Source organism: Streptomyces beijiangensis (genome assembly GCF_017315755.1).
Lineage (GTDB): Bacteria > Actinomycetota > Actinomycetes > Streptomycetales > Streptomycetaceae > Streptomyces > Streptomyces beijiangensis.
Genome location: NZ_JAFLRJ010000374.1, coordinates 1 through 25,948, shown reverse-complemented (window position 1 = coordinate 25,948; position 25,948 = coordinate 1). Strand labels below are relative to the sequence as shown.

Below are 25,948 nucleotides of genomic sequence, written 5' to 3'. Positions count from 1 at the left end.
GCGTAGGCGGCGGCGCCCGCCCGGCTCCTGGGCTGGTTGGGGAGGTTCGGGGCGGTCGCCGCCGCCTACGCGGTGTTCCAGGCGCTGTTCGGCGTACTGCCCGACGACCTGTCGGGCAGTGTCTCGCGGTACTGCATCTCCGCGCTGGGCGGTATCGCGGTCGGCTCCGTCACCTTCCTCTCGGCCGCCCTGCTGCAGGCCAGAGCCGCGCGCAACGCGGCGGTCGAGGCCGTCAGGGACGCACCCGGGCCGCTGCCCGCCGTGGTCGAGGCCGCCTGCACGGGGCTCGCGGCCGAACTGGCCTCCGTGGAGGACGCCGGGCGCGGACGTCTCACGGGCTGGCCGCACTCGCTGGGCGAGGGCGATCCTCCCGTACGGCCGACTGCGTACGGCACCGTCTACGGCCTGCTCATCAGCCTGGAACTCGGCCTGCCCGACGCCCGGTTGAGGACCTCAGACCTGGTGGACACCCTGTGGCGGCTGCGGCTCGACGGCGGCGGCTGGGCGGCCAGGTCGCAGGGGGCGATGGCGCGGGCCGAGGTCACCGCGCTCGTGCTCGGCGCGCTGGCGCGGGCGGGCGCCGATCCGGTACGCCTCGCCGAGGAGGCCGCCATCTGCGAGACCCTGCTCACCCAGGACCGGGACCCCTCCGGCTACGACGTCAGCTTCGTCGTGACGACCGTGATCCGCGGCCTGCTCAAGGCCGCCCCCTCGGCGGCGGCACTCCCCCGGCTGCGCGACGCCCTGGTGGACGGCGCGGTCGTCGATCCCGAACGCCGCCATCTGCACGCCTGGGGCTCCCGGCTGACCGCGCCCCGCGGCGAGACCCTCGCACCGACCGCGGTGCACACCGCACAGGCCGTCGTCGCGCTGGAGCGCGCGGCGAAGACTCTCGGCGAGGACCGGCAGGCCCGTCTGGTGCGCGAGGACGGCATCCGCTGGCTGCTGAGCTGCCCGCAGGAGGAGCACACCGCCTGCCCGGATCTGGCGAACAAGTACGGGGTGGTGCGCCGCCGCAGCCCCCTGGACCCGGACCAGCGCGAACAGTTGACGGTCCGTCACTTCGGGGCGGCCTGGCTCGCCCGCGCCCTGATGAGCACCGGCGCGCGCGAGGTGGCCGCCGAGGATCTCCACGAGGACGTCTGGCAGCGTCAGCTCGCGGGCGCGGTCGGCTCGGTCTGGGCGCAGCAGCAGGACGGCATATGGCGCTGGGCGGACGGCGATCTGGACCGCCCGCTGTGGATGACGTATCAAGGGCTTTCCGTACTGCGTCGGCACGCCCTTCTGGTCTACCGGCCGCATCCCTGACCGCACCCGGGAGACTCCCCATGCATGTCGCCGCCGCACTCGACCAGCTGCAGTCCGCGCTCGGCCCGGCCAGGACCCGGCCGCCACAGGACACTGCCAGGGAAGTTCTGGCCGAGCTGGCACAGCCGGACCGGCTGCGTCCCCTCTTACGCGAACTCGCCGACGGGGCAGGTGACATGGAGCAGTGCGCCCAGCTCTCGTACCGCCATGTCCTCGGCTTCGACAAGCTGCTGCTGCTCCCGGGGAAGCCGCACTTCATGCTGCGCGCCCATGTCTGGCGCGCGCAGGACGGCGAGGCGCCGCCCGAGGACATCCACAACCACCGGTGCGCGATCGCCTCGTACGTGCTGCTCGGCGGCGTACGGATGGAGCTGTACGAGGAGGCGGAGGAGGGCATCGCCGCGGCCGGCTACCAGGAGACCCTGGAGGGGCCCGAGGAGGACTGGCGCCTCGAGCCCACGGGTGAGGCCCGGCTGCGGAGGCTGTACTCGGCGCGGCATGCGACGGGCAGCAGTTACGCGCTGGCGGCGCACATGCTGCACCGGGCGACCGGCGGTGCGGACGGGACCGCGGTGACGCTGTTCCTGGAGACCGAGGGCGTACAGGACAGGACCCGGGTGTTCAGGACGGCCACGAGCACCGCGCGCCCCGAGCGCACCACGAAGTCACTGCTGTCGGTGAAGGAGTACCAGGCCGAACTCGACGCGCTCTCAGAGCTGTTGGTCCCCTGAGCCCGAGTCGATGACCTGCATGATGACGGTGCGGTTGTAGGCGTCCACGGGGACCGAGTCGAGCTCTTCGGGCTTCACCCAGAGGGCCCGCTGGTCCTCGTGCGGCAGCCGCACCTCGGTGGTAAGCGGGCGCACCAGGAAGTTCGACTGGTGGTTCCTGACCGGGCGGCCCTGATAGTCGCTGTCGAAGTCGGAGGTCCCTGCCAGCCGTACGACCTCGCCGAGGATCCCCGTCTCCTCCTCGAGCTCGCGCAGCACCGCCGCCGCGGGGGTCTCGCCGGGATCCAGCTTCCCGCACGGCACACCCCACACATTGGGCAGGAACCGCTCGGTCTTGCTTCGTCGTACGACAAGAACCAGGCCGTCGTCGACGACGACGGCCGCGGCCAGTTGCTTGGAGTCCACAGCGCCTCGCACGGCGGGAGGAGGGGCCGGAGCCCTGGGCACTACTACGCTACCCGCACCCGGCCCGTACCTCCCGCCGTGCGGCGTTTGGGTACCCGATGGTTACGAAGGCGGGCGCACCGAGCTCGCCGGAACGAGCCCCTTGGCGCGCAGTTCACCCAGGACGAGCTGCGCGAACGCGGCGGCGCCGGTGGCGGAGGTGTGGGTGTTGTCCTTCTTCTCGTTGTAGAGGTAGTACGCCTTGGAGCCCTCGGGGCCGAGCGCCTCGACGCGCGCCTTGCTGAGGGCGGTGAGGTCGACGAGCGGGGTGTGCTGCTCGGTGGCGAGGGTGCGGAGCTCGGCGGGGAGGTCGACGCCGAGGCCGTTGACGATCAGCGCGGTGCCGTTGTCCAGGGTGCCGTCGGCGTTGAACCAGCGGCGGACGATCGGGGTGACCAGGACGGGACGGCCACCCTCGGCCCGGATGCCCTCGATCATCGCGGTGAGATTGGCGCGGTAGGTGTCGCGGTCGGTCTGCTTGTCGTTGTGGGCGAGCTGGACGAGGACGAGGTCGCCGTGGTGGATGCGCGTCCTCAGCGTGGCGAAGAGCGCGGGGTTGTCGAGGAAGGTCTGTGAACTCTCGCCGGAGTCGGCGTAGTTGGCGACGGATATCCGGTCGGTGAGGTACTGCGGGAGCTGCTGGCCCCAGCCGTTGTAGGGGTCGCCGGGCTGGTCGCAGACGGTCGAGTCGCCGGCGAGGAGGATCTGGGACGTGCGGACCCTGGTGACACGGAGGGCGGCGAGCTGCGGGGCGGCGCCGTCAAAGGTGAGGTCGAGTCCGGGGGTTCCTCCGGGCCCCGTGGGCTCGCCCTCGGGGGTGCGGACGTCCACGGTGAAACTGCGGCGCACGCGCTCGCCGGGGGCGTTCGGGGTCTCGGCGAGCACGGCTCTGCGGGTCTCGGCGGTGACGCGGGTGGCACCTGCTTCCGTACCCCCGCCGAGGAGGGCCGAGACGCGGTACGTGCCGGGGGCGACGTCGAAGTGGCAGACGAAGGGGGCGGTCGCGGTGCAGTGGCCGAGACCGCCCCGACGGGGACTGGCCTGGGCGGGGACGGCGGTCAGGGCGGCTGCGGCGGTGATGGCGGCCAATAGTGCGGTACCGGCTCTGCGCATGGCGAAGCTCCTCTGATCAACCCGATTGAAAGGATTCAGAGCGAGGACCGTACCGCGCGGGAGCAAGCGCTTTCTACCACTGGGACAAGAGAAAAAAGGCCGGACAGGACCGCGGGGAGGCGGTCCTGTCCGGCCCCGGACACGGAGCCCAGCGGGGCTATTCGAGGAGCTCCGCGTACGAGCCCATGGCCATGGCGATGTCGGCCTGGGCCCAGAACCGGTGGTAGGTGAAGGTCGGCGCGGCGCCGCCCTTCAGATAGGCCTCGACCTTGGACCAGGCCGGGTCGTTCTTGTAGAAGGAGCGGATCGACTCGAAGGTGGACGTGGAGTCGACCTTGTCGCCGTTGGGCATGGTGCCGGTCCAGCCGCTCGGTACGTACACCGGGTCGTCGAAGCGGCTGTAGTCGGTACGCGTCTCGGGCGTCGCGATGCCCAGCGCGTCCTGGTTGTGGTCCCACATGCCGTCGAGCAGCGCCTTGGCCGTGGTCTTCGCGGCCGTGTTGCCGGACTTGGCCGCGTAGTAGGACAGGGTCTTGGCGTACGCGGCGGCCACGCCCACGTCATTGGTGTAGTCGGCGACGGTGACGTGCAGGCCCGTGTTGGCGCCCGGGGTCGTGGCATTCCAGGTGTCGGGCGTGCCCGACCACTTGAGCGTCGAGGGGATCTGGTAGGTGCCGTCGGGGTTGATGGTCGTCTTGGAGAGCGCCCAGGCGACCCACTTGTCGAGCACGGCCTTCGCGCTCGCGTTGCCCGTCTGCTGGTAGTACTCCGCGACGCGCTCCATCGACCAGGCCTGGAAGCCGAACCACTGGTTGGACGGCGGGTCCTGGTAGACGGGCGCCTCGTCGTAGAACATCCCGTAGAAGGTCGGGGTGCCGGCCGGCGGGGTGGCGTAGCGCCCCTGCCAGCTGTTGGTGGCGCCGCCCGCGATGGCGCCCTCGCTCGACTGGAGCCAGCGGTAGAACTCCAGCTGCCGGCCGAGGCTGGTGTTCCAGTCGGCCGCACCGGTCGCGGACTTGGGCTTGAGGTCGGCGTAACTGCTCAGTGCGTAGGCGGCCATGGGGTTCTGGTAACCGCCGTGGACATGGCTGGATCCGATGCGCCAGGCCCAGCCCGCCGAGGTGTCGGTGGCGCCGCCCCAGGCGTAGTACCAGGAGAGAAGATAGCTGGAGCTGTTCTTGCCGCTGCCTGCCGGGCAGGCCGTCGGGCCCACGCAGTTGCCGATTTTCTTGAAGTACTTGTCGTACATGGCGTAGCGCAGATAGTCGCCCATCTTGGCCGCCTTGGCGACGGTCGCGGTGACCTGACTGTCCTTGCCCTGCTGCTTGGCCCAGACGTCGGCCCAGTAGGCGGCCTGGACGGCGCGGGCGTCCGCGTCGGGGGCGTCCGTGTACTTCCACTGCTTGGCGTACGAGGAGTCCCCGGTGAAGAGGTCCAGATAGCCGTTCTTTCCGCCGTACGTGAAGTTGTCGCAGGTCGGCTGGGGGACGGTCTCCCAGACGGACTCCTGGGGGCCGCGCTGGAAGGTGTTGATGTAGGAGGGGCCCGTGGCAGTGGGCCCTGCCTCGCACTTCCCGGGTTCGTTGCCGAATCCGTAGGTGTTGTCGACGTCCTGGATCCAGTGCATGCCGTAGACGTCGTCCGTGCCGTACGCGCTCTTCAGCTCGGCGGCGATCGGGTCGTTGCCGACGGAGACCCCGGTGTCGAGCGCCGCGGGGTACTGGGAGGGGAGGTCCCACTCGGGGGCGTACGTCGCGGGTTTCGAGGCGTTGTAGAAACTGTTGGTGGGCTGGTCGGCGTGGGTGGGGATCATGTACTTCTCCATGGTCGCCCACGCGGCGTTGAACTGGCTCCAGTCGCCGGAGATCCTGCCGTACACGGCCTGCAGCCAGATCAGATAGCTGTACGCCTCCGACGTCGTCTCATGGCCGTAGTCCGGGGCCTCGACGATCAGGGTCTCCACGGAGTGGTACGGGATGCCCTCGGGCGAGAAGTAGCCGTTCGCCGGGTTGGTGATCTTGGCGTAGAGATCGAGGAAGCGTGCGTCGTACGCCTTGGTGGCGGCCAGTTCGGTCGCCGTGACCTCGGCCTTGGTGAAGCCGGGGGCGGTCACCGTGAAGGTGGCGGCGCCCGTGCCCGACGCGTTGGCGGTGACGGTCACCTTCTGTGCGGTCGACCAGTTGGCCGGAGTGAAGGTGAGCGAGGCGCCCGCGGTGACGGAGAGGCCGGTGTTGCCCGTGGTGCGGGCGACCGCGGCGGTCACATTGGCGGTGGGCTGCGAGGAGAGCTTCACGTCGAAGGTGGCGGACTTGCCCTGCTGGACGCCGAACTGGGCGGGCGTCGCGACCAGGGACGGACCCGCGGCGACCGTGATGCCGACCGGGGTCGACTCGGCGGAGGCGCCCAGGCTGTCGTACGCCTTCGCGTAGAGCGAGTAACTGCCCGCGGGGACGGCCGCGTAGTCGAACGTGTAGGGAGCGGTGGTGTCGGTGCCCAGCAGGGTGGTGTCGCTGTAGAACTCCATCTTGCTGATCGTCGCGCTGTCGGCGGCCACCGCGGTGGCTGCCATCGGGACGGTGGCGCCCGCGGTGTAGACGGTGCCGGCCCCCGGGCTGGTCAGGACGGTGATGGGGGGCTGGTGGGCGCCGGTGCAGGGGGTGCTGTTGACGGCGAAGGACGTCGGGGCCGTGTTCGTACCGCTGTAGTTGAAGTTGGCGCCGATGGAGGCGGACGCGCCGATGGCGATCGTCTTGTTCCAGTCGAGGTTCGTCGCGGTGACATTCTTCCCGGACTGGGTCCAGTTGGCGCTCCAGCCGCTGGTGAGCGTCTGGCTTCCCGCGTATGCGTACGTCAGCGACCAGCCGTCGATCGCCGCCGTACCGCGGTTGGTGATGCTGAGGTTGGCGGTGAATCCGCCGCCCCAGTCGTTCACCGCGTAGTCGACACTGCACTGGACCGTCGCGGCCTGGGCCGGACTGCCGCCGGCCGCGGTCATCGCCAGGGGCAGCGAGAGCGCGGTGACGAACGCGGTCCACAGGCGTTTCGCACTGCGTGAGCGGGGTCTTCGCGGGCGTGGTCTTCGTAAGGCAGCCATGGGGAGAGGGCCTCCTCGCGGTTCTCGGTGGGGGACGTCGGCGGACAACTCTTGAACCAGTGGGAGCGCTCCCAAGGTGCAGGCGGGGCGAAAAAGTGTCAAGGGTTGGCACAGCGATAGGGGTGTCGAAGTCATTCGATTGAGAAGTTTTTCAACTCCCCTGTACTCAGGGGGGTGTTGTGGCTAACCTCCGAACCAACCAGTGGGAGCGCTTCCATTCGTCAGGACGTAAGGACGCGCTCCATGAGCCCACCGCGATTACCTGTTCTTGCCGCTGCCGCCACGCTTCTCGTGGCGGCGGCCGCCGCACTGTTTCCCACCCTCAGCGCCTCCGGGGCCACCCCGGCCTGCTCGGTCACGTACGCCGTCACAGGCCAGTGGGACTCCGGCTTCCAGGGCGCCGTCACGATCACCAACAACGCTGCAGCCATGAGCAGTTGGACGCTGTCCTTCGGCTTCCCCGGCACTCAGAAGGTGACCCAGGGCTGGAACGGCAAGTGGTCCCAGTCCGGTACGACCGTCACCGCCACCAACGAGTCGTACAACGGCACGCTGGCGACGGGGGCGTCCGTCAGCGCCGGATTCCTGGCCTCCTGGTCCGGATCCAACCCCGCGCCCACCACGTTCACCCTCAACGGCACCACCTGCAACGTGGACTCCGGTCCGAGTCCGACGCCCACTCCGACCCCGACCTCGACCCCGACGGGCCCGCCCACCGACCCGGGCCCCGCATCCGCCATCCACGCCTCGGGCAACAAGCTCGTCGACGCGGCCGGCAAAGAGCGCCACCTCTACGGGGTCAACCGCTCCGGGGCCGAGTTCATGTGCGTACAGGGATATGGGGTCTTCGACGGGCCTGTCGACGACGCCTCGATCGCCGCGATCGCGGACTGGAAGGTCAACACCGTCCGCGTCCCGCTCAACGAGGAGTGCTGGCTGGGCACTTCGAACATCGACCCGGCCTACGCCGGCACCAACTACATCAACGCCATCAAGGGGTTCGTGACCCGCCTGGAGGCACATGGCATCACCCCGCTCCTGGAGATGCACTGGAGCTACGGCCAGTACACCGGCAACTCGTCCGGCTGCTCCGACATCCATGCGAGCTGCCAGAAACCGATGCCCGACGCCCAGTACGCCCCCGCGTTCTGGAAATCGGTCGCCGGCACCTTCAAGGACGATCCTGCGGTCGCCTTCGACCTGTTCAACGAGCCCTATCCGGACCGCGCCACCAGCACGCTCGACCAGGCGTGGGCCTGCTGGCGCGACGGCGGGACCTGCCCCGGAATCGGCTACGAGGTCGCCGGGATGCAGGATCTGCTGGACGCGGTACGCGGCACGGGCGCCCAGAACCTCGTCCTGGTCCCGGGCATCGCGTACGCCAACGATCTGCGGCAGTGGCTCGCCCACAAGCCGACGGACCCGGCCGGGAACCTGGCCGCGGCCTGGCACTCGTACAACTTCAACACCTGCTCCTCGGCGAGCTGCTGGGACCAACAGCTCGCCCCTGTCGCCGCCCAAGTCCCCTTCGTGGCAGGCGAGATCGGCGAGAACACCTGCGCGCACAGCTACACCGATCAGGTGATGGCCTGGCTGGACGCGCATGACGCCTCGTATCTGGGCTGGACCTGGAACACCTGGGACTGCGCTTCCGGTCCGTCCCTGATCAGCAATTACGACGGCACACCCACCGCCTACGGAACCGGGCTGCGCGACCATCTGCGCGCCCTGAGTTGAGAGGAATCACATCGATGAGCCGCATTTCCGTACCACCACGCCGTGCCCGTACGGCACTGCTGGCCGCCGGGGCCCTGCTCCTGGCGGGAGCGGGCGCCGCCACCATCATGCAGTCACCCGCCTCCGCCGCCGGCGTGCAGTGCAGCGTCGGGTACTCGGTCAACGACTGGGGCGGCGGGTTCACCGCGAACGTCTCGGTCACCAATGCCGGTACGACGCCGATCGACAGCTGGTCCCTGACCTACGCCTACGCCGGCAACCAGACGCTCACCAGCGGGTGGAGCGCCACCTGGTCCCAGTCGGGCAAGAACGTCACCGCGAAGAACCTCGACTGGAACAAGACCCTGGCATCGGGCGGATCCACCTCCATCGGCGCCAACTTCAACTACAGCGGCACGAACGCCGCGCCGACCGCCTTCGCCGTCAACGGCACTCCCTGCAACGGCGGCACGTCGACCGGCAGCCCCACGCCCACCAACAGCGCGACCCCCACTCCCACCCCCAGCACCACGACGACGCCTCCCGACACGGGCAGCCTCGTCGACAACCCCTTCTCGGGGGCCGGCGTCTATGTGAACCCGGAGTGGTCCGCCAAGGCCGCGGCCGAACCCGGTGGCACCAAGATCTCCAGCCAGCCCACCGCGGTCTGGCTCGACCGGATCGCCGCGATCGAGGGCGTGAACGGCGGGATGGGCCTGCGTGACCACCTCGACGCGGCCGTGCAGCAGGCGGCGGGCAAGCCCCTCGTCGTCCAGCTCGTCATCTACGACCTGCCCGGACGCGACTGTGCCGCCCTCGCCTCCAACGGTGAGCTCGGCCCGACAGACCTGACGCGTTACGAGAACGAGTACATCGACCCGATCACCACGATCCTCTCCGACCCGGCCTACAAGAACCTGCGGATCGTCAACACGATCGAGCCGGACTCGCTGCCGAACATGGTGACCAACGTCGGTGGACGGGCCACGGCCACCCCCGCCTGCGACGTCATGAAGGCGAACGGCAACTACATCGCCGGTGTCGGTTACGCGCTCGCCCACCTGGGCGGCGTCGGCAACGTCTACAACTACCTCGACGCCGGGCACCACGGCTGGATCGGCTGGGACGACAACCTCGCCCCGACCGCCCAGATACTGCACCAGGCGGCCACCACCTCGGGCGCCACGGTCAACAACGTGCAGGGGTTCATCACCAACACCGCCAACTACGGCGCCACCACCGAGCCGTACTTCACGATCGACGACAGTGTGAACGGCACCTCGGTGCGTCAGTCCAAGTGGGTCGACTGGAATCGCTATGTCGACGAGCAGACCTTCGCGCAGGGCTTCCGCACGGCCCTGGTGAGCGCGGGCTTCAACTCGACGATCGGCGCACTGATCGACACCTCGCGCAACGGCTGGGGCGGCGCGAACCGGCCCACCGCGGCGGCGGCCAAGACGACCCTGGACGGGTATGTCGACGGCAGTCGCACCGACCGGCGTATCCACCTCGGGAACTGGTGCAACCAGTCCGGTGCGGGTATCGGCGAGCGGCCGAAGGCAGCACCCGCGGCGGGCATCGACGCCTACGTCTGGGTGAAGCCTCCGGGTGAGTCGGACGGCGCCAGCAGTGCGGTCGCCAACGACGAGGGCAAGGGCTTCGACCGGATGTGCGACCCGACGTACACGGGCAATGCCCGTAACGGCAACAGCATGTCGGGCTCTCTGGCGAACGCACCTCTCGCGGGCCACTGGTTCTCGGCCCAGTTCCAGGAGCTCCTGAAGAACGCCTACCCGGCGCTCTGACCGGGTGAGCCGGGCGGCGCGGGCCCAGCGACAGGGCCCGCGCCGTCCGGCGGTGCCGGCACGACCGACATGACATCGGCGATACGCTGCCGCATCGGGCGCCGGGCGAGAGCTTCGAGCGCCTCACCGACGAGCCGGCTCAGCGGATAGCCGAGTTCGGCCTCGAACTCCGTGGCCGCCGCGGTCGTGGCGGCCGATTCGGCGTCAAGGACCGGCAGCAGCGACTCGGCCTTCGGCGTCAGCCGGGCGATACGGCGGCGCGCGTCCTCGCCGGGCTCCAGCACGACGAGCCCCTCCCTGACCATCTGCGCCACCGTCTGGCTGGCCGCGGAGTGGGTGACTCCGGTCGCCTGGGCGAGATCACGGATGGAGCTGGGGCCGGAGGCGGCCAGCTTCCGTGCGACCGGGGTGAAGCGGGGCCGGAATCCCGCCATCCCCAGGTCGGCGTAGACGGCGGCGACATCGCCGTCGAGGAGTTCCAGCAGGTGGCGCAGCCGGGTGCCGAGCAGCTCGGGGCCAGGGGTGGAAGCGGACATGGCTGATAATGTAACAGCACTGTTGCATCTACGTCGAAGCCGAAGGGCCGGGCCATGACCGACCGCTATCCACCGATCGAGCCGTACGAGCACGGGATGCTCGACGTGGGCCACGGCAACCTTGTGTACTGGGAGGCCTGCGGCAACCCTGCGGGCAAGCCCGCGCTCGTCGTCCACGGCGGCCCCGGGTCCGGATGTTCGGCCGGGTGGCGGCAGCTCTTCGACCCCGAGCGGTACCGCGTCGTCCTCTTCGACCAGCGCAACTGCGGGCGCTCCACACCGCACGCCGCCGACCCGGAGACGGACCTGACGCATAACACCACCTGGCAACTCATCGCCGACATGGAGCAGTTGCGGGAGCACCTGGACATCGAGCGCTGGCTGCTGCACGGCGGATCGTGGGGCTCGACCCTGATCCTCGCGTACGCCGAAACCCACCCGGAGCGGGTGTCGGAGATCGTCATCGCCGGTGTCACCACGACCCGGCGCTCGGAGACCGACTGGCTCTATCGGGGCGTCGGCCGCTTCTTCCCCGAGGCCTGGGACCGGTTCGTGGCCGGTGTCCCCGAGGCAATGGGGTCTCCCCTGCTCGAACGTCAGTTGAGAGCTCGGGGAAGTGCGGGGGATGTGGTGGGCGCGTACGCACGCCGGGCCGCCGATCCCGATCCTGTCGTACGGGCGAAGGCGACCGCCGACTGGTGCGCCTGGGAGGACGCGGTGCTCTCGGCGGAGCCGCACGGCTCGGCGCATCCGTACAGCGACCGGCCGTCGGCGGCACGGACCGCTCTGGTCCGTATCTGCTCGCACTACTTCTCGAACGGGGCCTGGCTGGAGGAGGGCGCCCTGCTGCGCGACGCCGGGCGGCTGAAGGGGATTCCCGGGGCGCTCTTCCACGGCCTCCTCGACATGAGCAGCCCACTGGACACCGCCTGGGAGCTCGCCCGCGCCTGGCCGGACGCCTCGCTCACCGTGATCGAGGACGCCGGGCACAAGGGGAGCGCCTCGACGCGTGCGCAGGTCGTCGCCGTGCTGGACCGTTTCGCGCGGGTCTGAGTCCCCTCCGGGAACTCTCGCTCGTTAGGGATGTGGTGAGTCCGCCTCCGATCATGGGCGGGCACGGTTCGGAGCGAGGAGCGGACGACGTGTCGGGTACGAAGGTCAAGAAGCATCGGTCCTGGTGGAAAGAGCTGCCGATCCTCATCGGCATCGCGCTGGTTCTCGCTCTGCTGATCAAGGTTTTCCTGGTGCAGGCCTTCTCGATCCCCTCCGGGTCGATGCAGAACACCCTCCAGGTGGGCGACCGTGTGCTGGTCGACAAGCTGACCCCGTGGTTCGGATCGAAGCCGGAGCGCGGTGAGGTCGTCGTCTTCAAGGACCCCGACAACTGGCTGAAGGACGAGCCCACCCCGCACCCGAACGCCGTGCAGAAGGTGCTCAGCGCCATCGGCCTGATGCCGTCCGCCGACGAGAAGGACCTGATCAAGCGGGTCATCGGGGTCGCCGGTGACACGGTGGAGTGCAAGGGGACAGGGCCGCTGAAGGTCAACGGCAAGGCGCTCGACGAGCCGTACGTCTTCAAGGGCAACACGCCCTGCAGCGAGGACACGGGGGGCCAGTTCAAGATCACCGTGCCCAAGGACTCGATCTGGGTGATGGGCGACCACCGCCAGGCCTCGGCGGACTCGCGCTACCACCAGGCCGGGCCCGGCGGCGGTTCGGTCCCGGTGAAGGACGTGATCGGGCGGGCGATCGTGATCGCCTGGCCGGTCGGGAACTGGGGGACGCTGTCGATCCCCGACACGTTCGACCAGCCGGGGATCAACAGCCACTGACGCGGCGGCGTCCTGCTCGCGCGGGATCCGGACGCGCACCGCACCGTCCTCGCGGTTGGCCCGGGCGTAGTACGGGATCGCGGTCGGCTCGACCCGCTCCCCCGTGCTGCGCCGGGCTCCCGCGGCCCGCAGCGAGGGGGAAAGGGGGTTGCACGGCGGACGGCCACAGGATTGGCTTCCCGTATGCAGAAACCGCTTTCCATACCGCCTCGGCACGGCGCCCTCGACCACCGCTACCGCGGCGAACACCCGATGCGCACCCTCGGCTATCTCCTGAGGCCCGACCGCGGCCGACTGCTCCTCGCCGTCGGCGTGTTCGTGGTCAAGCACAGCCCCGTCTGGCTGCTTCCGCTGATCACCGCGAACATCATCGACGTGGTCGTCGAGCACCAGCCCGAGTCCAGCCTCTGGGCCAACGCGGGCGCGCTCCTCGTCGTGCTGCTGCTCAACTACCCGCTCCATCTGCTGTACGTACGCTGCGTGGGCAGCAGCGTCAGGCGCATGGGCACCGCGTTGCGCGACGCCCTCTGCCGCCGGATGCAGCAGCTCTCCATCGGCTACCACGCGCGCACCAGCGCGGGCGTCCTGCAGGCCAAGGTCGTCCGAGACGTGGAGACGATCGAGCAAGGGGTGCAGCAGTCCGCCGACATGGGGCTCGCCGCGGTGACCACCCTGGTCGGCGGACTCGCCGTGATCGCCCTCCGGGTGCCCTCGTTCCTGCCCGTCTTCCTCGTCGTCGTCCCGCTGGCCGGCATCCTGGTGATGCGGCTGCGCGCCCGGCTGCGCACCCACAACGAGTCCTTCCGCCAGGAGGTGGAGCGCCTCTCCTCCCGGGTCGGCGAGATGACCAGCCTCATCCCCATCACCCGCGCCCACGGCCTGGAGCGGGCGGCGCTCGGCCGGGTCGACGGCTCGGTGCGCCAGGTGTACTTCGCCGGGCTGCGCCTGGACCTGCTCAACGGCCGCTTCGGCGCCCTCGCCTGGATCCTCCTCAACACGCTGGGCGTCACCTGCCTGGCCGGCTCGGCGCTGGCGGCGTACCACCACTGGATGTCCATGACCGCGGGCGATGTGGTCATGCTCAGCGCGTTCTTCACCGTACTGACGGGCTCGATGACCACACTCCTGGGCCTGACTCCCGTCATCAGCAAGGCACTTGAGTCGGTGCGCTCAGCGGGCGAGGTGCTGCAGGCGCCCGACCTGGAGATCAACGCCGGAAAGGCGGAGGTCGAAGAGGTCGGCGGGCGCGTCGACTTCGAGGATGTGAGCTTCGGTTACGAGGGCGCCGACGGGCCCGCGGTCGAGGACTTCACCCTCACGGCCCGGCTCGGCGAGACCGTCGCGCTCGTCGGGGCGTCGGGCGCGGGCAAGTCGACCGTGCTCAATCTGCTCATAGGCTTCATCCGGCCCACCTCGGGCCGCATCCTGCTCGACGGCACCGACATGGCCACGCTCGACCTGCGCAGCTACCGCCGCTTCCTGTCGGTCGTACCGCAGGAGTCGATCCTCTTCGAGGGCTCGATCCGCGAGAACGTCACGTACGGGATGGGCGACGCCGAGGACCTGGACGAGGAGCGGGTGCGCGCGGCGCTGCGGGACGCCAACGCCCTGGAGTTCGTCGACCGGCTGCCGCTCGGAATCGACACCGTCGTCGGGGAGCGTGGTTCGCGGCTGTCGGGCGGCCAGAAGCAGCGCCTGGCGATCGCCCGCGCCCTCATCCGCAACCCGCGCGTACTGGTCCTCGACGAGGCGACCTCCGCCCTGGACACGCGCTCGGAGGCCCTGGTGCAGGAGGCGCTGGCCCGGCTGGTCCGGGGGCGCACCGTGTTCGTCGTCGCCCACCGGCTCTCCACGATCCAGGGTGCCGACCGGATCGTGGTGATGGACGGGGGCCGGATCGCCGAGATCGGCACCCACGAGGAACTGCTGAACCGCGGGGGTGCGTACGCCGGACTGCAGCCGGCCCGGCGAGCGGGCTGAGCCGTCAGGGGCGCATCCGGTCAGGCGTTGGCGGGGCGGGCGCGCAGTCCGTCGAGGACGAGGTCCAGGATGCGGGCCGCGCGGGCCGCGCCGTCCTCGCTCGGGGGGATGCGCCACAGCACGCTGAGCTGGAGCAGTACGTCCTGCGGGTCGATGCCCGGCTTGAGGTCGCCGGAGGCGGCGCCTGCGTCGAGCAGGACGGCGATGGCTTTCAGGAAGGGCTCGTAGTTCTTGTCGTCGAGGCCGCCGTTGGTCGCCGCGTGGATCACCTCGGACGCGCCGTACTTGAGCTTTCCGTACCGGGCGACCTCCTCGAACCAGCGGTGCAGGGCGGCGAGCGGGGGCAGTTCGGCCGCGAGGGTGTGCGCGAGGTCGATGACCTTCTGGATCTCGTGGTGGTAGAGCTCCACGATCAGCGCCTCGCGGGTGGGGAAGTGCCGGTACAGGGTCCCGACTCCGACCCCGGCCTGCTTGGCGATGGCCGTCATGGACGCACCCGAGGACGTGGCGAAGGCCTCGCCCGCGACGGCGAGGATGCGGGCCCGATTGGTCTGGGCGTCGGTGCGGGTGGCGCGGGGCGCGGGTGGGGGCACGGCTGGTCCGATCGGTCCGGTTGCGAAACGGAAGGGCTTCCGCTACGTTCGGAAGGCAGTAGCGGAAGGGCTTCCGCTTAATCTTCGCACACCACCTGGAGGACAGCCATGCCGGAAACAGTTCTGGTCACCGGGGGCAGCGGCTACGTAGCCGGCTGGTGCATCGTCGAGCTGCTGCAGCGCGGCTGCCACGTCCGGACCACGGTGCGCAGTCGCGACAAGGAGGAGGCGGTGACCGCCGCCGTCGCGACCCAGGTGGACACGGCGGACCGGCTCGGGTTCGCGGTCGCCGACCTCACCGCGGACGACGGCTGGGATGCCGCCGTCAAGGGCGTCGACCACGTGCTGCATGTCGCGTCCCCGCTGGGCGGCAACGTCGACGGCAACGCGGACGCCATGATCGCCCCCGCGCGTGACGGGGCACTGCGCGTGCTGCGCGCCGCCTGCGGGGCCGGGGTGCGGCGGGTGGTGATGACGTCCGCGGCGAACACCGCCAGCCCCTCGTCGTACGCCACCGAGGGAACCACCGACGAGACGCTGTGGACCGACCCCGACGACCCGACGCTGATCCCCTATCGCCGCTCCAAGACGCTCGCCGAGCGGGCCGCCTGGGATTTCATGGCGGCACACGACGGCCCCACCGAGCTCACCACGGTACTGCCGGGTGCCGTGTTCGGACCGATCCTGGCACCCGGCACCACCGGCTCGGTCGACATCGTCCGGCGGATGCTGACCGGGACAATGCGAGGTGTGCCGCGCATCGGCCTGGAGATCGTGGACGTCCGGGACCTCGCCGACATCCACCTCCGCGCCATGACCTCGCCCCGGGCTGCGGGCGAACGCTTCCTCGCCACCGGCGAGTTCACCTGGATGCTGGACATGGCGCGGGCACTGCGGGAGGAACTGGGCGAGGCCGGCCGCCGGGTCTCGACCCGGCAGATCCCCGACCTCGCCGTGCGGTTCGCGGCCCGCTTCCTCGACCCCTCGCTGCGTGACATCACCCCGGCGCTGGGGCGCCGCAACCGTCACAGCACCGCCAAGGCGCACCGCATCCTGGAGTGGCAGCCTCGTCCGGCCCGCGAGACCGTCGTCGACTGCGGCCGCAGCCTGGTGGCCCACGGGGCCGTGTGACCGGGACGGTCAGGGACGGTCAGGGACGGAAGGTCAGCCGGTCGACGGCGGCGACCCGGTGGCCTCCCTTCGCGACGAGGTAGACGTCATGCGCGCCGGTCACCGAGTGCGTGAGGTGCACCGACTGCTCCTGCCAGGTGTCGGCGCCGCCCGTGTCCTTGACCGGGAGGGTTACGGCGAGCTGGCCGTGCGGTGAGTCGAGGCGCAGCTGGAGCGAGCAGCCCCGGCCACAGCCGGCAGAAGCGAGACGGACGGTCATGATGTCGGCGCCCGTCCCGAACCGGACCGAGCGGAAGCCGATGCTGTCCCCGGCGCCGAGGATGCCGGTCGCCGCGTCTCCCCGTACAACTCCCTTGGTGTACGTGGCCTGTTCGGCCTGGAGAGTGGAGGCTGCGTCAGGTCCGTCCGCGTACAGGCGGATCTCGTTGACGGCCCAGGGTGTGTCGCCGGGGGCGGTCAGTTCGATACGGAGGTAGCGGACCGTGGTCTGCGGGAAGACCGCGTCCTGGGTGAACGAGCGGCCGCCGACCCGGGCGACCGGGGCGCCGAAGTGCGTGCCGTCGCTGCTGGTGGAGACGGTGAAGCCGTACGGGTGGCCGGTGGCGTCGAGGCCCGCGTCGAGCGCCAGGCGGCTGATGCTCTTGGGGGTGCCGAGGTCGAGGGTGAGGTACTGGCCGGGCGTCTGGGCGGTGGCCGCCTTCCACTGGGTGGTCTGGTCGCCGTCGACGGCCGCCGAGGCGTCGGCACCGTCGGAAGTCGTCGCCTTCCAGCCGGAGTTGTGAACCCTGGACTGGCAGCCGGGCAGGCTGCAGCCGCTGGACCAGACGGGTGCGCCGTACTCGTACGCGCCCTGGTCGGGGGCCGCGCCCCTGACACCGGTGGTCACACCGTCCACGGTCTCGCCCGCGTCGATGGCCGGTGATCCCTCGCGGAGCCAGAGTTCGCCGTTGCGGGCATCCGCGTAGCGCGGGTCGACGGGCGGCAGGAGGTTCGAGCGGACGACCGGGGCAGGGCTGCCGGGGCCGGAGATCTCCAGCGGGGTCAGTGCCACATCGTTGCTGACAAAGGTGCCGGTCGCGTCGGTCGCGCCGCTGAGGCGTACCGCGGCGGTCGTGATGCCGAGGCCGTAGGAGGAGTGGTGGTCGCGGTTGCCGAGGCTGACGCTGCTGTGGCCGTTGAAGAAGGTGCCGCGGGTGCCGGTGTTGTACGCGACGTTGTGGTGGAGGAGGAACTGGGAGGAGGAGTTGTCGATGTAGTAGCCGACCTGGCCGTCCGCGTCATGGACGGTGTTGTGGTCGATGCTCGTGGCGGTGGCGTCCAGGTTGCAGCAGACGTAGAAGGGGCTGCCGTCCCGGGAGGTACGCATCGCCTCGGAGAGATCGTTGTACGCGATCCGATTGCCGTGGAAGGGGACGCCGTTGAGCTGCCAGGAGACGTCGATGCTGCCACGGCCCGTGCGGCGGACGGTGTTGTGCGTGACCGTGTGTCCTGAGCCGTTGATCTCGATGCCGGGGGTGTAGCTGCCCATCCAGCCGACATCGTGGACATAGGTGTTGGTGACGGTGTTGCCGCTGCCGCGCACCAGGATTCCCGTACCGGCGGAGTAGCCGATCTCGCTGTCGCGCAACTCGTTCCCGTTGCCGAGGAGTTGGACGCCGGAGTCGAGTACGCGCGAGTCGACGATGTTGCCCTCGCCCGGCGGGATGGAGAGGTCCGAGTCGGCGGGCATGGGGAGCGTGCTGAACTCGGAGACATAGCGGGCGTGCAGGGCGGTGACGAGGACGCCGGTGGAGTCCTTGCCCGTACGCAGCGAGGTGCCCCGGAGGTCGAGGCCGCGGACCGTCACGTACGAGCTCGCCGAGAGGTCGAGTCCCCAGTCGCGCCGCTTGGCCGTGACGGTGTGACCCGCCATGCCGCCCTTGGGCGGGACGAGGTAGAGCGTGCCCGCGGCCTTGTCGTAGTACCACTCCCCCGGCTGGTCGAGGGTGGCCTTCGCGCCGACCAAATAGTAGTTGCGGTACGTCTGGCTGCCCATGCACAGCGGCGGGCAGCGGTAGTTGCCGCCCGTGAAGTCCAGCGCGCCGGCCGTGGTGGCGGCGACCGTGCCGGTCTGCTGGCTCCAGGGGTTGGAGCCGGCCCAGATGTGGACCGTCGCGCCGGTGAAGTCCCCCGGGGGCAGGGCGGGGTCGTCGATATGCTGGTCGGTTGAGGTCTTCTCGGCGACCGCCCAGGTCGGATTGAGCGGATCGGGGGCGGAGTTGGGCCAGCGGCCCTCCATGGTGCGGCCGCCATCGAGGAAGAGCGCGTTCTCGGACGGGTCGAGCGGCAGGGCGACATGAGCCGATACGAGGCCGCCGCCCGCGTCCTTCCAGCCGGTGACGGCGTCGGTGCCGTCGACGGTCACCGTGCCGTCCCCGTACGCGGCGAAGGTGATGGGTGCGTCCTTGGTCCCGGACGGCGGGGTGACCTGTTCGCGGTAGGTGCCCCGGTGGACGAGGCAGGTGTCGCCGGGCTTCGCCAGCTCGGCGCAGTGGGCGATCGTTCGCAGGGGGTGGCGGGCGGATCCGGACGCGCGATCGGAGCCCTGGGTTGCGATTTCGTACGTACGGCCACGGTGTGCGGCGTCGGCGGACGCGGTGCCCGGGAGGGCGATGAGGGCCGCGGCTGCTGCGGCCAGCAGGGAGATCGGTCTGCGCGGGATCTTCATGGGCGGGACCCTCATGGGCGGCCTCCGGGATTCGGCTTGGGCACCGGTGGTGCGGGCGGGTTCTTCCAGGCGGTCTCGCCCTCGGGTCCGGCGGCCGTGCCGAGTACGGCACAGCGCAACCAGTGCTCCCCGGGCGGGAGTTCGGTGGTCAGCAGGGGCAGGGCGGTGCGGCGGGCCAGGACGTTGGTGCCCGGCAGGCAGTCGACGGTCTCGCCGGTCCTGCGGCCGTCGCTGTCGATCAGTCCGGTGAGGCCTGCCGGGGAGGCGATGCGGGCGCGGGCGGCGCCCGTCCTGCGGTCGGTTCCGCCGTCGCGGTCGACGGCGAATCCGCCCTCGGCGGTGTGCAGATGGCGTGCGGTGCGGATGCGGTGGACGCGCAGGTGCCAGGGCGGGGCGGCCGTCAGCCAGGTGGTGATCTCGACGTCGGGCCAGGGGTGCCAGGTGGAGCGGACCGTGCCGGCCGCGACCGCGGGGTCGGCCGGCTCTTCCCGTACGCGGAAGTGGTCGCCGTCCTCGCTGAGGGCGAGCATCGAGTCGTACGCACCCTGCTCCGCGCCGACGGGACCTGCGGGGACGCTGAAGCCGAATCGGGTGGAGTACGCGAACTTGGCGTACTTCTCGGCTCCGTGGCGCACCCAGGAGTGGTGCTGGCGGCCCGCGAGGAGGGTCACGTCGCCGCCGGAGCGCATCAGGACCGCGCCCGCGTGGGGCTGTTCGGTGACCGGCGGGAGGGCGGGGGCGGTGAGTTCGGGGGCCGTCCAGAAGGGGTGGCTGTCGGGGAGCGCGAGGGGCAGGAAGGTTTTCAGGGCCCAGTACGGGGATCCTGGCGCGTTGTACTGCTCGGCGAGTGCGGGCTGCGGGTAGCCGTACCCGATGGAGAGCAGTCCGTCGGGTGTGGTGATGGGCTGCTGCCGCCACCAGCGGAGGTGGCGCAGATAGTGGCCCTTGACCACGCCCCAGGGGAGGGCTTCGACGCCTGCGTACGGGAGGGCGCCCCAGTAGGCGGCCTGAGCGAAGCGATAGGTGAGGCTGCGGCCGTAGGGGACCGCGGAGCCGTCGTCGGCGAACCAGTGCTGGAAGTCGCGGGCGAAGAGGGAGGCGCGCATCCGGAAGCGGACGGCGCGTTCGGGGTCGCGGTCGCCGGCCAGGGCCGCGTAGAGCAGGCCGTAGAAGTGGAGGGACCACGGCACGTAGTAGTCGCGGCGCTCGGTCGGGCCGTCGGCGTACCAGCCGTCGCCGAGCGAGAAGGTCTCCAGCCGGTCGAGGCGGGTGCGGACGGTCTCGCGGTCGTACGGGACACCGACCCGGTCGAGGCCGAGGGAGATCAGGACGGGGAAGAAGAGCCAGTTGTTGGCGGTGGTCGGCTGGTCGAGGGCGGAGCGCAGCCAGTGGGCGACGCGTTCGCGCTCGGGTCCTGTCAGGGGGTCCCACAGCTTTTCGGGGGCGAGTGCCAGGGCGAAGCCGATGGCGGCCATCTCGACGATGCGCTGGCCGTGCGGTCCCGGCTCACCCCAGTACTCGGGGTGCCGCGGGTCCGTGCCCGCCGCGAGTCCGCGGACCCAGTACTCCCAGTGCTCGAAGGTGCCGCCGCCTGCCGCGAGCGGGGCCAGGCCCCACAACGGGCGGGCGAACGCTTCGAGTTCGGCGGCCGTGTCGTCGTGGATCGCGGTGTTGACGCCGAGCCGCAGCCTGGCCCGGCCCTCGCTGAAGTGCGGGAGGAGCGGCTCGGCGAGGGAGGTGACGTAGCCCTGCAGCCAGCGCCTCATGAAGTCCGCCCCTGGGTTCGGGAGTTGATGTTGCGATAGTTTTCGCAACAACGGGATCGCCCACGAAACGTAGGAGAAACATCGGATGACGTCAACGGGTGGGGATAAAAACAGCGGGAGCACTCTGGCCGATATTGCACATGAGGCCGGGGTTTCGGTCTCCACGGTCTCCAAGGTGCTGCATGACAGATCCGATGTATCGTCGAAGACGCGCACCAAGGTGCAACGCCTTCTGGAACAGCACGGATACGGCACCCGGGGGCGCCCCGCCGATCCCGCCCTCCCCAGGGGCGGGCTCATCGACTTCGTCATCAATGAACTGGACAGCCCCTGGGCGGTGGAGCTGATCCGCGGCGCGGAGGAGACCCTGCACGATGTGGGCATGGGACTGGTGGTCTCGGCGACCCACGGCCGCAGCCGGCTCGCCCGCCAGTGGCTCGACTCGCTCGCCACCCGCCCCACCCGCGGCGCGATCCTGGTCGTCCCCGAACTCACCGCCGCCCAGCACCGGGAGCTGCACCGGCTCGGGCTGCCCTTCGCGCTGGTCGCACCCGTCGACGAACCTGCGCCCGGGGTGCCGTGGGTCGGCGCGACCAACTGGCCGGGCGGCCTGGCGGCGACCCGGCATCTGGTCGAGCTCGGCCACCGGCGGATCGCGGTCATCAGCGGGCCCGAGCGCAGGCTCACCTCCCGTGCCAGGGTGGGCGGTTACCGTTCCGCGCTGGAGGAGGCGGGCATCGCGTACGACGAAGAACTCGTCCGGTACGGGGACTTCACCCACGGCCCCGCCCACCGGCTCGCCCTGGAGCTGCTGCGGCTCCCCGACCGCCCGACCGCGATCTTCGCGGGCAGCGACCACCAGGCGCTCGGCACCTACCGCGCCGCCGCCGAACTGGGCCTGCGCGTCCCGCAGGACCTCAGCGTCGTGGGCTTCGACGATCTGCCGTTCGCGGACTGGGTGACACCCCGGCTGACGACGGTGCGCACCCCGCTCGCCGAGATGACGGCGCTGGCCGCCAGGATGGTCCTGGACCTCATCGCCGGGGAGACACCGGCCACCACGCGCGTCGAGGTCGCCACCGAGCTGATCGTCAGGGAGTCCACCGCATGACCTTCAACTCCGGCCTTTTTACGGCTCATTGACCCCACCCGTACGCTCCGCCGCATGAGAGCTCCTGGCAGACGGGCGGGGGTGCTCGCCTCGGCGGGCGCACTTCTCGCCGCATGCGTCCTCGGCACCACCCCGTCCCTGGCCGCCGAGTCCGGCGACGTACCCGTGACCGCGAACGCGACGGTCGTGCCCGTGCAGACAACGGGTCCGGCCGACAAACGCTTCAACATCGTGGTCCTCGGCGACGGCTACACGGCCGCCGAACTGCCCAAGTTCCAGGCCGATGTGGAGAAGCACATGAACGTGCTGTGGTCCACCGAGCCTTTCGCCTCCTACCGCTCGTACATCAACGTCTGGGCAGTGCGGACGCCGTCCGCCGAGTCCGGTGTCGACTGCGATCCCGGCCTCGACGCACCGCGCCGCGACACCGTGCTCGACATGGGCTTCTGGGGCGGCTGCAACGCGAACAGCGTCCAGCGGCTGCTCACCATGAACAGCTCCAAGGCGACCGCGCTCGCCGATCTTGTACCGGGCACGGCCGGTGCGAACCGGCAGATAGTCGGCCTCGCCAACAGCGCGACCTACGGAGGCGCGGGCGGCACCTACGCCACGGCCTCCGGCGGCAACGCGCTCTCCTCGCTGATCACCCCGCACGAGATAGGCCACTCGCTCGGCGGCCTCCAGGACGAATACGACTACTACGCGCGCGGCGTCGCCGGCGGCACCTACGAGGGCGGCGAGCCGGACTCCGCCCACCACACCCTGCTCACCGAGGAGCAGATGACGGCGCAGCGCGCCAAGTGGTGGCGCTGGCTGGGCGAGAAGAGCGAGTCGGGCGGGACCATCGGCCGCTACGAGGGCGGGATGTACGACACCAAGGGCGTCTGGCGGCCCAGCAGGCACTCGATGATGAAGACCCTCGGTTACGCCTTCGACCAGGTCGAGCGCGAGGTGATGACCCAGGCCGTCTCCGGCAAGGTGAATCTGATCCAGGACCACACCCCCGACACCGCCCCGGTCGGCGCCGACCGGTCCGTCTGGGTCGACACGCTGCATCCGGTGGGCGGCGCGCTGGACGTCGGCTGGCAGCTCGACGGCCGTCCCGTCAGGGCCGCGTCGGGGGCCCGCACGCTCGACCTGCGCACGCTGCACCTGCGTACCGGAACGCACCGGCTGACAGCCACCGTCACCGATCCGACGCCCTTCGTGCGCGACCCGGCGGTCCGGGCCTCCAGCGCGCTCACGCGGACGGTGACCTGGACGGTGGACACCTCCGTACGGACCCAACAGGCGTCCACGGCAGCCGTGTTCACCGACCACACCGCCACCACTGCCCCGGTCGGCGGCTCCTCTGTCGTGTACGCCGACACCACCCACCCCGTCACCGGCGGCGCGCCCTCGGTGCGCTGGTCCCTCGACGGGCGCCCGGTCCGCACCCGGGGCAACGACCGCGATCTGGACCTGGGGGCCCTGAAGCCGCACACCGGGACGCACACCCTGACGGCGCGGATCGCGGGGACGCCCGCCGAGCTCGCCTGGACGGTCGACGCGACCCCGGCCACGGCGACGCACAAACTCTCCGAGCCGCTCCGTACCGTCCGGCACCACGGACATCCGACGGAGTACGTCTACGACGGCGCCTTCACCATGAAGCTGACGGCCACTGACGACCAACAGGGCTATGTGGTCTCGCAGTTCAGGGTCGACGGCGACGGTTGGTACACCTATTACGGCTGGCCGACGGATGCCGATGCGCCGTACCTCTTCACACCCGGCGGCACCAACATCGACAACCTCGTCTACGGCAAGCTCGGGAAGACCCGCGCCGTGCCGTGGGACGACGCGACGCCGGACTACGGCACCCACACCGTCGAGTACCGGACGGTCGACCCGGCAGGGAACGTCGGCCCGGCCAAGAAGTTCCTGGTCACCCTGGTGAGGCCGGGCGCCTGAGCTTCACCCGGTGGTGAGCCCGGCCGCCGCGTCGGCGAGCGCGTCGAGCAGGGGCCGCAGCAGCGGGTGCTGCTCGGCCCCTCGCCGTACGGCCGCGAAGACGCGCCGGGTCGCCGCCGGCCCCTGGACGGGACGTACGACCGTGTCCTTCAGCTCCATCCCGCGCAGCGCCGAACGCGGTACGAGCGCCACGCCCGCGCCCGCCCCGGCCAGGGCGACGACCGCGCGGTAGTCGTCCGAGGAGTGGGTCAGCCGGGGCTCGAACCCTGCGAGCTCGCAGGCCAGCAGCATCACGTCGTGGCAGGGGTTGCCGGGGTACTGGCCGATCCAGTCGGCGTCGGCCAGGGCGGCCAGTTCGACGGTGGGGGCCTGCGCGAGCGGGTGCCCGGCCGGCAGCACGGCGTCGAAGGGCTCGGCGTAGAGCGGCACGCGGGACAGGCGGCGGTCGTCCTCGTGGGGCGCGCCCCGGTACTCGACGGCGAGTGCGAGGTCGGCTCCGCCGTCCAGGACCAGGGTCAGGCTCTCGTCGCCCTCGGCGTCCCGCACATGGATGCGCAGACCGGGACGGGTGCCGGCGAGGTCGCGTATGGCGGGGGCCAGAACCTCGGCGATGCCGGTCGCGAAGGCGGCGACGGTGACCTCGCCGGCCGCGCCGCCCGCGTAGGCGGCGAGCTCGGCCTCGGCGCGCTCCAGCTGGGCGAGGACCTCGTGCGTGTGGGTGAGCAGGATCTCCCCGGCGGCGGTGAGGCGCACGCCCCGGCCGCTGCGGGTGAGGAGGGCGTGCCCGGTCTCCTGCTCCAGTGCGGCGAGCTGCTGGGAGACGGCGGACGGGGTCAGAAACAGCGCTGCGGCCGCGGCGGTCACCGTACGGTGGTCCGCCACGGCCCGCAGGATGCGCAGACGGCGGGGGTCGATCACCCGGCCATTGTCGCCCGCGCGTCGATGAACGCCGCAACGGCCCGCTCGACGTCGGCGGTGGAGTGCGCGGCGGAGAGCTGGACGCGGATGCGGGCCTTGCCCATCGGGACGACGGGGTAGGAGAACCCGATCACGTAGACGCCACGGTCGAGGAGCAGCTCGGCCATGCGGGCCGCCTCGGCGGCGTCGCCGATCATCACGGGGGCGATGGCGTGGTCGCCGGGGAGGATCTCGAAGCCGGCGTCGGTCATCTTCGTACGGAAGAGCGACGTGTTGGCGGCGAGCTTGTCGCGCAGGTCGCCTGCGGACTCCAGGAGGTCGAGGACCTTGAGGGAGGCGGCGGCGATGACCGGGGCGAGGGAGTTGGAGAAGAGGTACGGGCGCGAGCGCTGACGGAGCAGGGCGACGATCTCCGCGCGGGCGGCGACGTAGCCGCCGGAGGCGCCGCCGAGTGCCTTGCCGAGGGTGCCGGTGATGATGTCGACGCGGTCCATGACGTTGTGGAGTTCCGGGGTGCCGCGGCCCCCGGGGCCGACGAAGCCGACGGCGTGCGAGTCGTCGACCATCACCATGGCGTCGTAGCGGTCGGCGAGGTCGCAGATCTCCGCGAGGGGGGCGACGTATCCGTCCATGGAGAAGACGCCGTCGGTGACGATCAGGCGGCGGCGGGCGTCCTGGGTGTCCTTGAGCTGCTGCTCCAGGTCGGCCAGGTCGCGGTTGGCGTAGCGGTGGCGGCGGGCCTTGCAGAGGCGGATGCCGTCGATGATCGAGGCGTGGTTGAGCGCGTCGGAGATGACGGCGTCCTCGGCGCCGAGGATCGTTTCGAAGACGCCGCCGTTGGCGTCGAAGCAGGAGGAGTAGAGGATCGTGTCCTCCTGCCCGAGGAACGCCGAGAGGCGGCTCTCGAGCTCCTTGTGGACGTCCTGGGTGCCGCAGATGAAGCGGACGGACGCCATGCCGTAGCCCCAGCGGTCGAGGGCGTCCTTGGCCGCGGCGACGACCTCGGGGTGGTCGGCGAGACCGAGGTAGTTGTTGGCACAGAAGTTGAGGACGTCCGAGGAGGCGACGGAGACCGTGGCGCTCTGGGGGGAGGAGATGACGCGCTCGGGCTTGAAGAGGCCGGCTTCGCGGATCTCGTCGAGGGTGGTACGGAAGTCCTCGCGGACGGTGTCGAACATGGGGCTCCTTAGGGGTGGTGTCGGGGCGGGGC

General features: G+C 70.6%; 18 protein-coding genes and 1 pseudogene. 10 read left to right on the top strand and 9 right to left on the bottom strand.

What is annotated here, in order from left to right; genetic code table 11:
- The first annotated feature begins 36 nt into the window (after positions 1-36).
- Positions 37-1,308, top strand: a complete 1,272-nt coding sequence (locus J0695_RS31400) for a hypothetical protein (RefSeq protein ID WP_242553430.1) — start codon at positions 37-39, stop codon at positions 1,306-1,308.
- 20 nt (positions 1,309-1,328) lie between these two features.
- Positions 1,329-2,039, top strand: a complete 711-nt coding sequence (locus J0695_RS31395) for a hypothetical protein (RefSeq protein ID WP_206967810.1) — start codon at positions 1,329-1,331, stop codon at positions 2,037-2,039.
- On the opposite strand, the gene J0695_RS31390 is transcribed toward J0695_RS31395, so the two are convergent.
- From J0695_RS31390 to J0695_RS31380, 3 genes are all read right to left on the bottom strand, one after another.
- The gene (locus J0695_RS31390; RefSeq protein WP_307798825.1) at positions 2,019-2,456 is read right to left on the bottom strand and encodes an NUDIX hydrolase; all 438 of its coding nucleotides are present in this window, start codon (positions 2,454-2,456) and stop codon (positions 2,019-2,021) included. The two genes, J0695_RS31395 and J0695_RS31390, sit on opposite strands and share 21 nt — an antisense overlap.
- A gap of 90 nt (positions 2,457-2,546) precedes the next feature.
- Positions 2,547-3,596, bottom strand: a complete 1,050-nt coding sequence (locus J0695_RS31385) for a rhamnogalacturonan acetylesterase (protein WP_206967808.1) — start codon at positions 3,594-3,596, stop codon at positions 2,547-2,549.
- 157 nt (positions 3,597-3,753) lie between these two features.
- Entirely contained in the window at positions 3,754-6,690 is a 2,937-nt protein-coding gene (locus J0695_RS31380; protein WP_206967806.1) for a glycoside hydrolase family 48 protein, read from the bottom strand.
- 243 nt (positions 6,691-6,933) lie between these two features.
- On the opposite strand from J0695_RS31380, the gene J0695_RS31375 reads away from it, so the two are divergent.
- Complete coding sequence (locus tag J0695_RS31375; protein ID WP_206967804.1) at positions 6,934-8,427, top strand: cellulose binding domain-containing protein; 1,494 nt, start codon at positions 6,934-6,936, stop codon at positions 8,425-8,427.
- A gap of 14 nt (positions 8,428-8,441) precedes the next feature.
- Entirely contained in the window at positions 8,442-10,211 is a 1,770-nt protein-coding gene (locus J0695_RS31370) for a glycoside hydrolase family 6 protein (RefSeq protein ID WP_206967802.1), read from the top strand.
- On the opposite strand, the gene J0695_RS31365 is transcribed toward J0695_RS31370, so the two are convergent.
- The gene (locus J0695_RS31365; RefSeq protein WP_206967800.1) at positions 10,196-10,747 is read right to left on the bottom strand and encodes a MarR family winged helix-turn-helix transcriptional regulator; all 552 of its coding nucleotides are present in this window, start codon (positions 10,745-10,747) and stop codon (positions 10,196-10,198) included. The genes J0695_RS31370 and J0695_RS31365 overlap by 16 nt on opposite strands.
- 54 nt (positions 10,748-10,801) lie before the next feature.
- Here J0695_RS31365 and pip point away from each other — a divergent pair, with 54 nt between their 5' ends.
- The 3 genes and pseudogenes from pip (at position 10,802) to J0695_RS31350 (ending at position 14,559) form a co-directional block, all read left to right on the top strand.
- The gene (pip, locus tag J0695_RS31360; RefSeq protein ID WP_206967798.1) at positions 10,802-11,800 is read left to right on the top strand and encodes a prolyl aminopeptidase; all 999 of its coding nucleotides are present in this window, start codon (positions 10,802-10,804) and stop codon (positions 11,798-11,800) included.
- 53 nt (positions 11,801-11,853) lie between these two features.
- Positions 11,854-12,573, top strand: a pseudogene (gene lepB, locus J0695_RS31355) (signal peptidase I); the annotation flags it as partial.
- Positions 12,574-12,762: 189 nt separating this feature from the next.
- A complete protein-coding gene (locus tag J0695_RS31350; RefSeq protein ID WP_206967796.1) occupies positions 12,763-14,559 on the top strand; it encodes an ABC transporter ATP-binding protein in 1,797 nt (598 codons plus the stop codon).
- Positions 14,560-14,579: 20 nt separating this feature from the next.
- Here the strand turns inward: J0695_RS31350 and J0695_RS31345 are convergent, their stop codons facing one another.
- Entirely contained in the window at positions 14,580-15,152 is a 573-nt protein-coding gene (locus J0695_RS31345) for a TetR/AcrR family transcriptional regulator (RefSeq protein WP_206967794.1), read from the bottom strand.
- 108 nt (positions 15,153-15,260) lie between these two features.
- Between J0695_RS31345 and J0695_RS31340 the strand changes: the two genes are divergently transcribed.
- Entirely contained in the window at positions 15,261-16,283 is a 1,023-nt protein-coding gene (locus tag J0695_RS31340) for an NAD-dependent epimerase/dehydratase family protein (RefSeq protein WP_206967792.1), read from the top strand.
- A gap of 19 nt (positions 16,284-16,302) precedes the next feature.
- On the opposite strand, the gene J0695_RS31335 is transcribed toward J0695_RS31340, so the two are convergent.
- Positions 16,303-19,005, bottom strand: coding sequence for a carbohydrate-binding protein (locus J0695_RS31335; RefSeq protein WP_242553429.1), 2,703 nt, complete (start codon positions 19,003-19,005; stop codon positions 16,303-16,305).
- Positions 19,002-20,756 carry a DUF2264 domain-containing protein gene (locus tag J0695_RS31330; protein ID WP_206967789.1) on the bottom strand — a complete coding sequence of 585 codons (1,755 nt, stop codon included), beginning with the start codon at positions 20,754-20,756 and terminating at the stop codon, positions 19,002-19,004. The genes J0695_RS31335 and J0695_RS31330 overlap by 4 nt, the downstream gene beginning before the upstream one ends.
- An 85-nt stretch (positions 20,757-20,841) precedes the next feature.
- Between J0695_RS31330 and J0695_RS31325 the strand changes: the two genes are divergently transcribed.
- Both J0695_RS31325 and J0695_RS31320 read left to right on the top strand, forming a co-directional pair.
- Positions 20,842-21,867 carry a LacI family DNA-binding transcriptional regulator gene (locus tag J0695_RS31325; protein WP_206967787.1) on the top strand — a complete coding sequence of 342 codons (1,026 nt, stop codon included), beginning with the start codon at positions 20,842-20,844 and terminating at the stop codon, positions 21,865-21,867.
- A gap of 54 nt (positions 21,868-21,921) precedes the next feature.
- Entirely contained in the window at positions 21,922-23,820 is a 1,899-nt protein-coding gene (locus J0695_RS31320; RefSeq protein ID WP_206967786.1) for a M64 family metallopeptidase, read from the top strand.
- A gap of 3 nt (positions 23,821-23,823) precedes the next feature.
- Here J0695_RS31320 and J0695_RS31315 read toward each other — a convergent pair whose 3' ends face one another.
- Together J0695_RS31315 and J0695_RS31310 are read right to left on the bottom strand one after the other, a co-directional pair.
- Positions 23,824-24,738 (bottom strand): LysR family transcriptional regulator, encoded by a 915-nt coding sequence (locus J0695_RS31315; protein WP_206967784.1) that lies wholly within the window; start codon positions 24,736-24,738, stop codon positions 23,824-23,826.
- Positions 24,735-25,916, bottom strand: coding sequence for a glycine C-acetyltransferase (locus J0695_RS31310; RefSeq protein WP_206967782.1), 1,182 nt, complete (start codon positions 25,914-25,916; stop codon positions 24,735-24,737). Before J0695_RS31310 ends, J0695_RS31315 begins: the two co-directional genes overlap by 4 nt.
- Positions 25,917-25,948 lie beyond the last annotated feature (32 nt).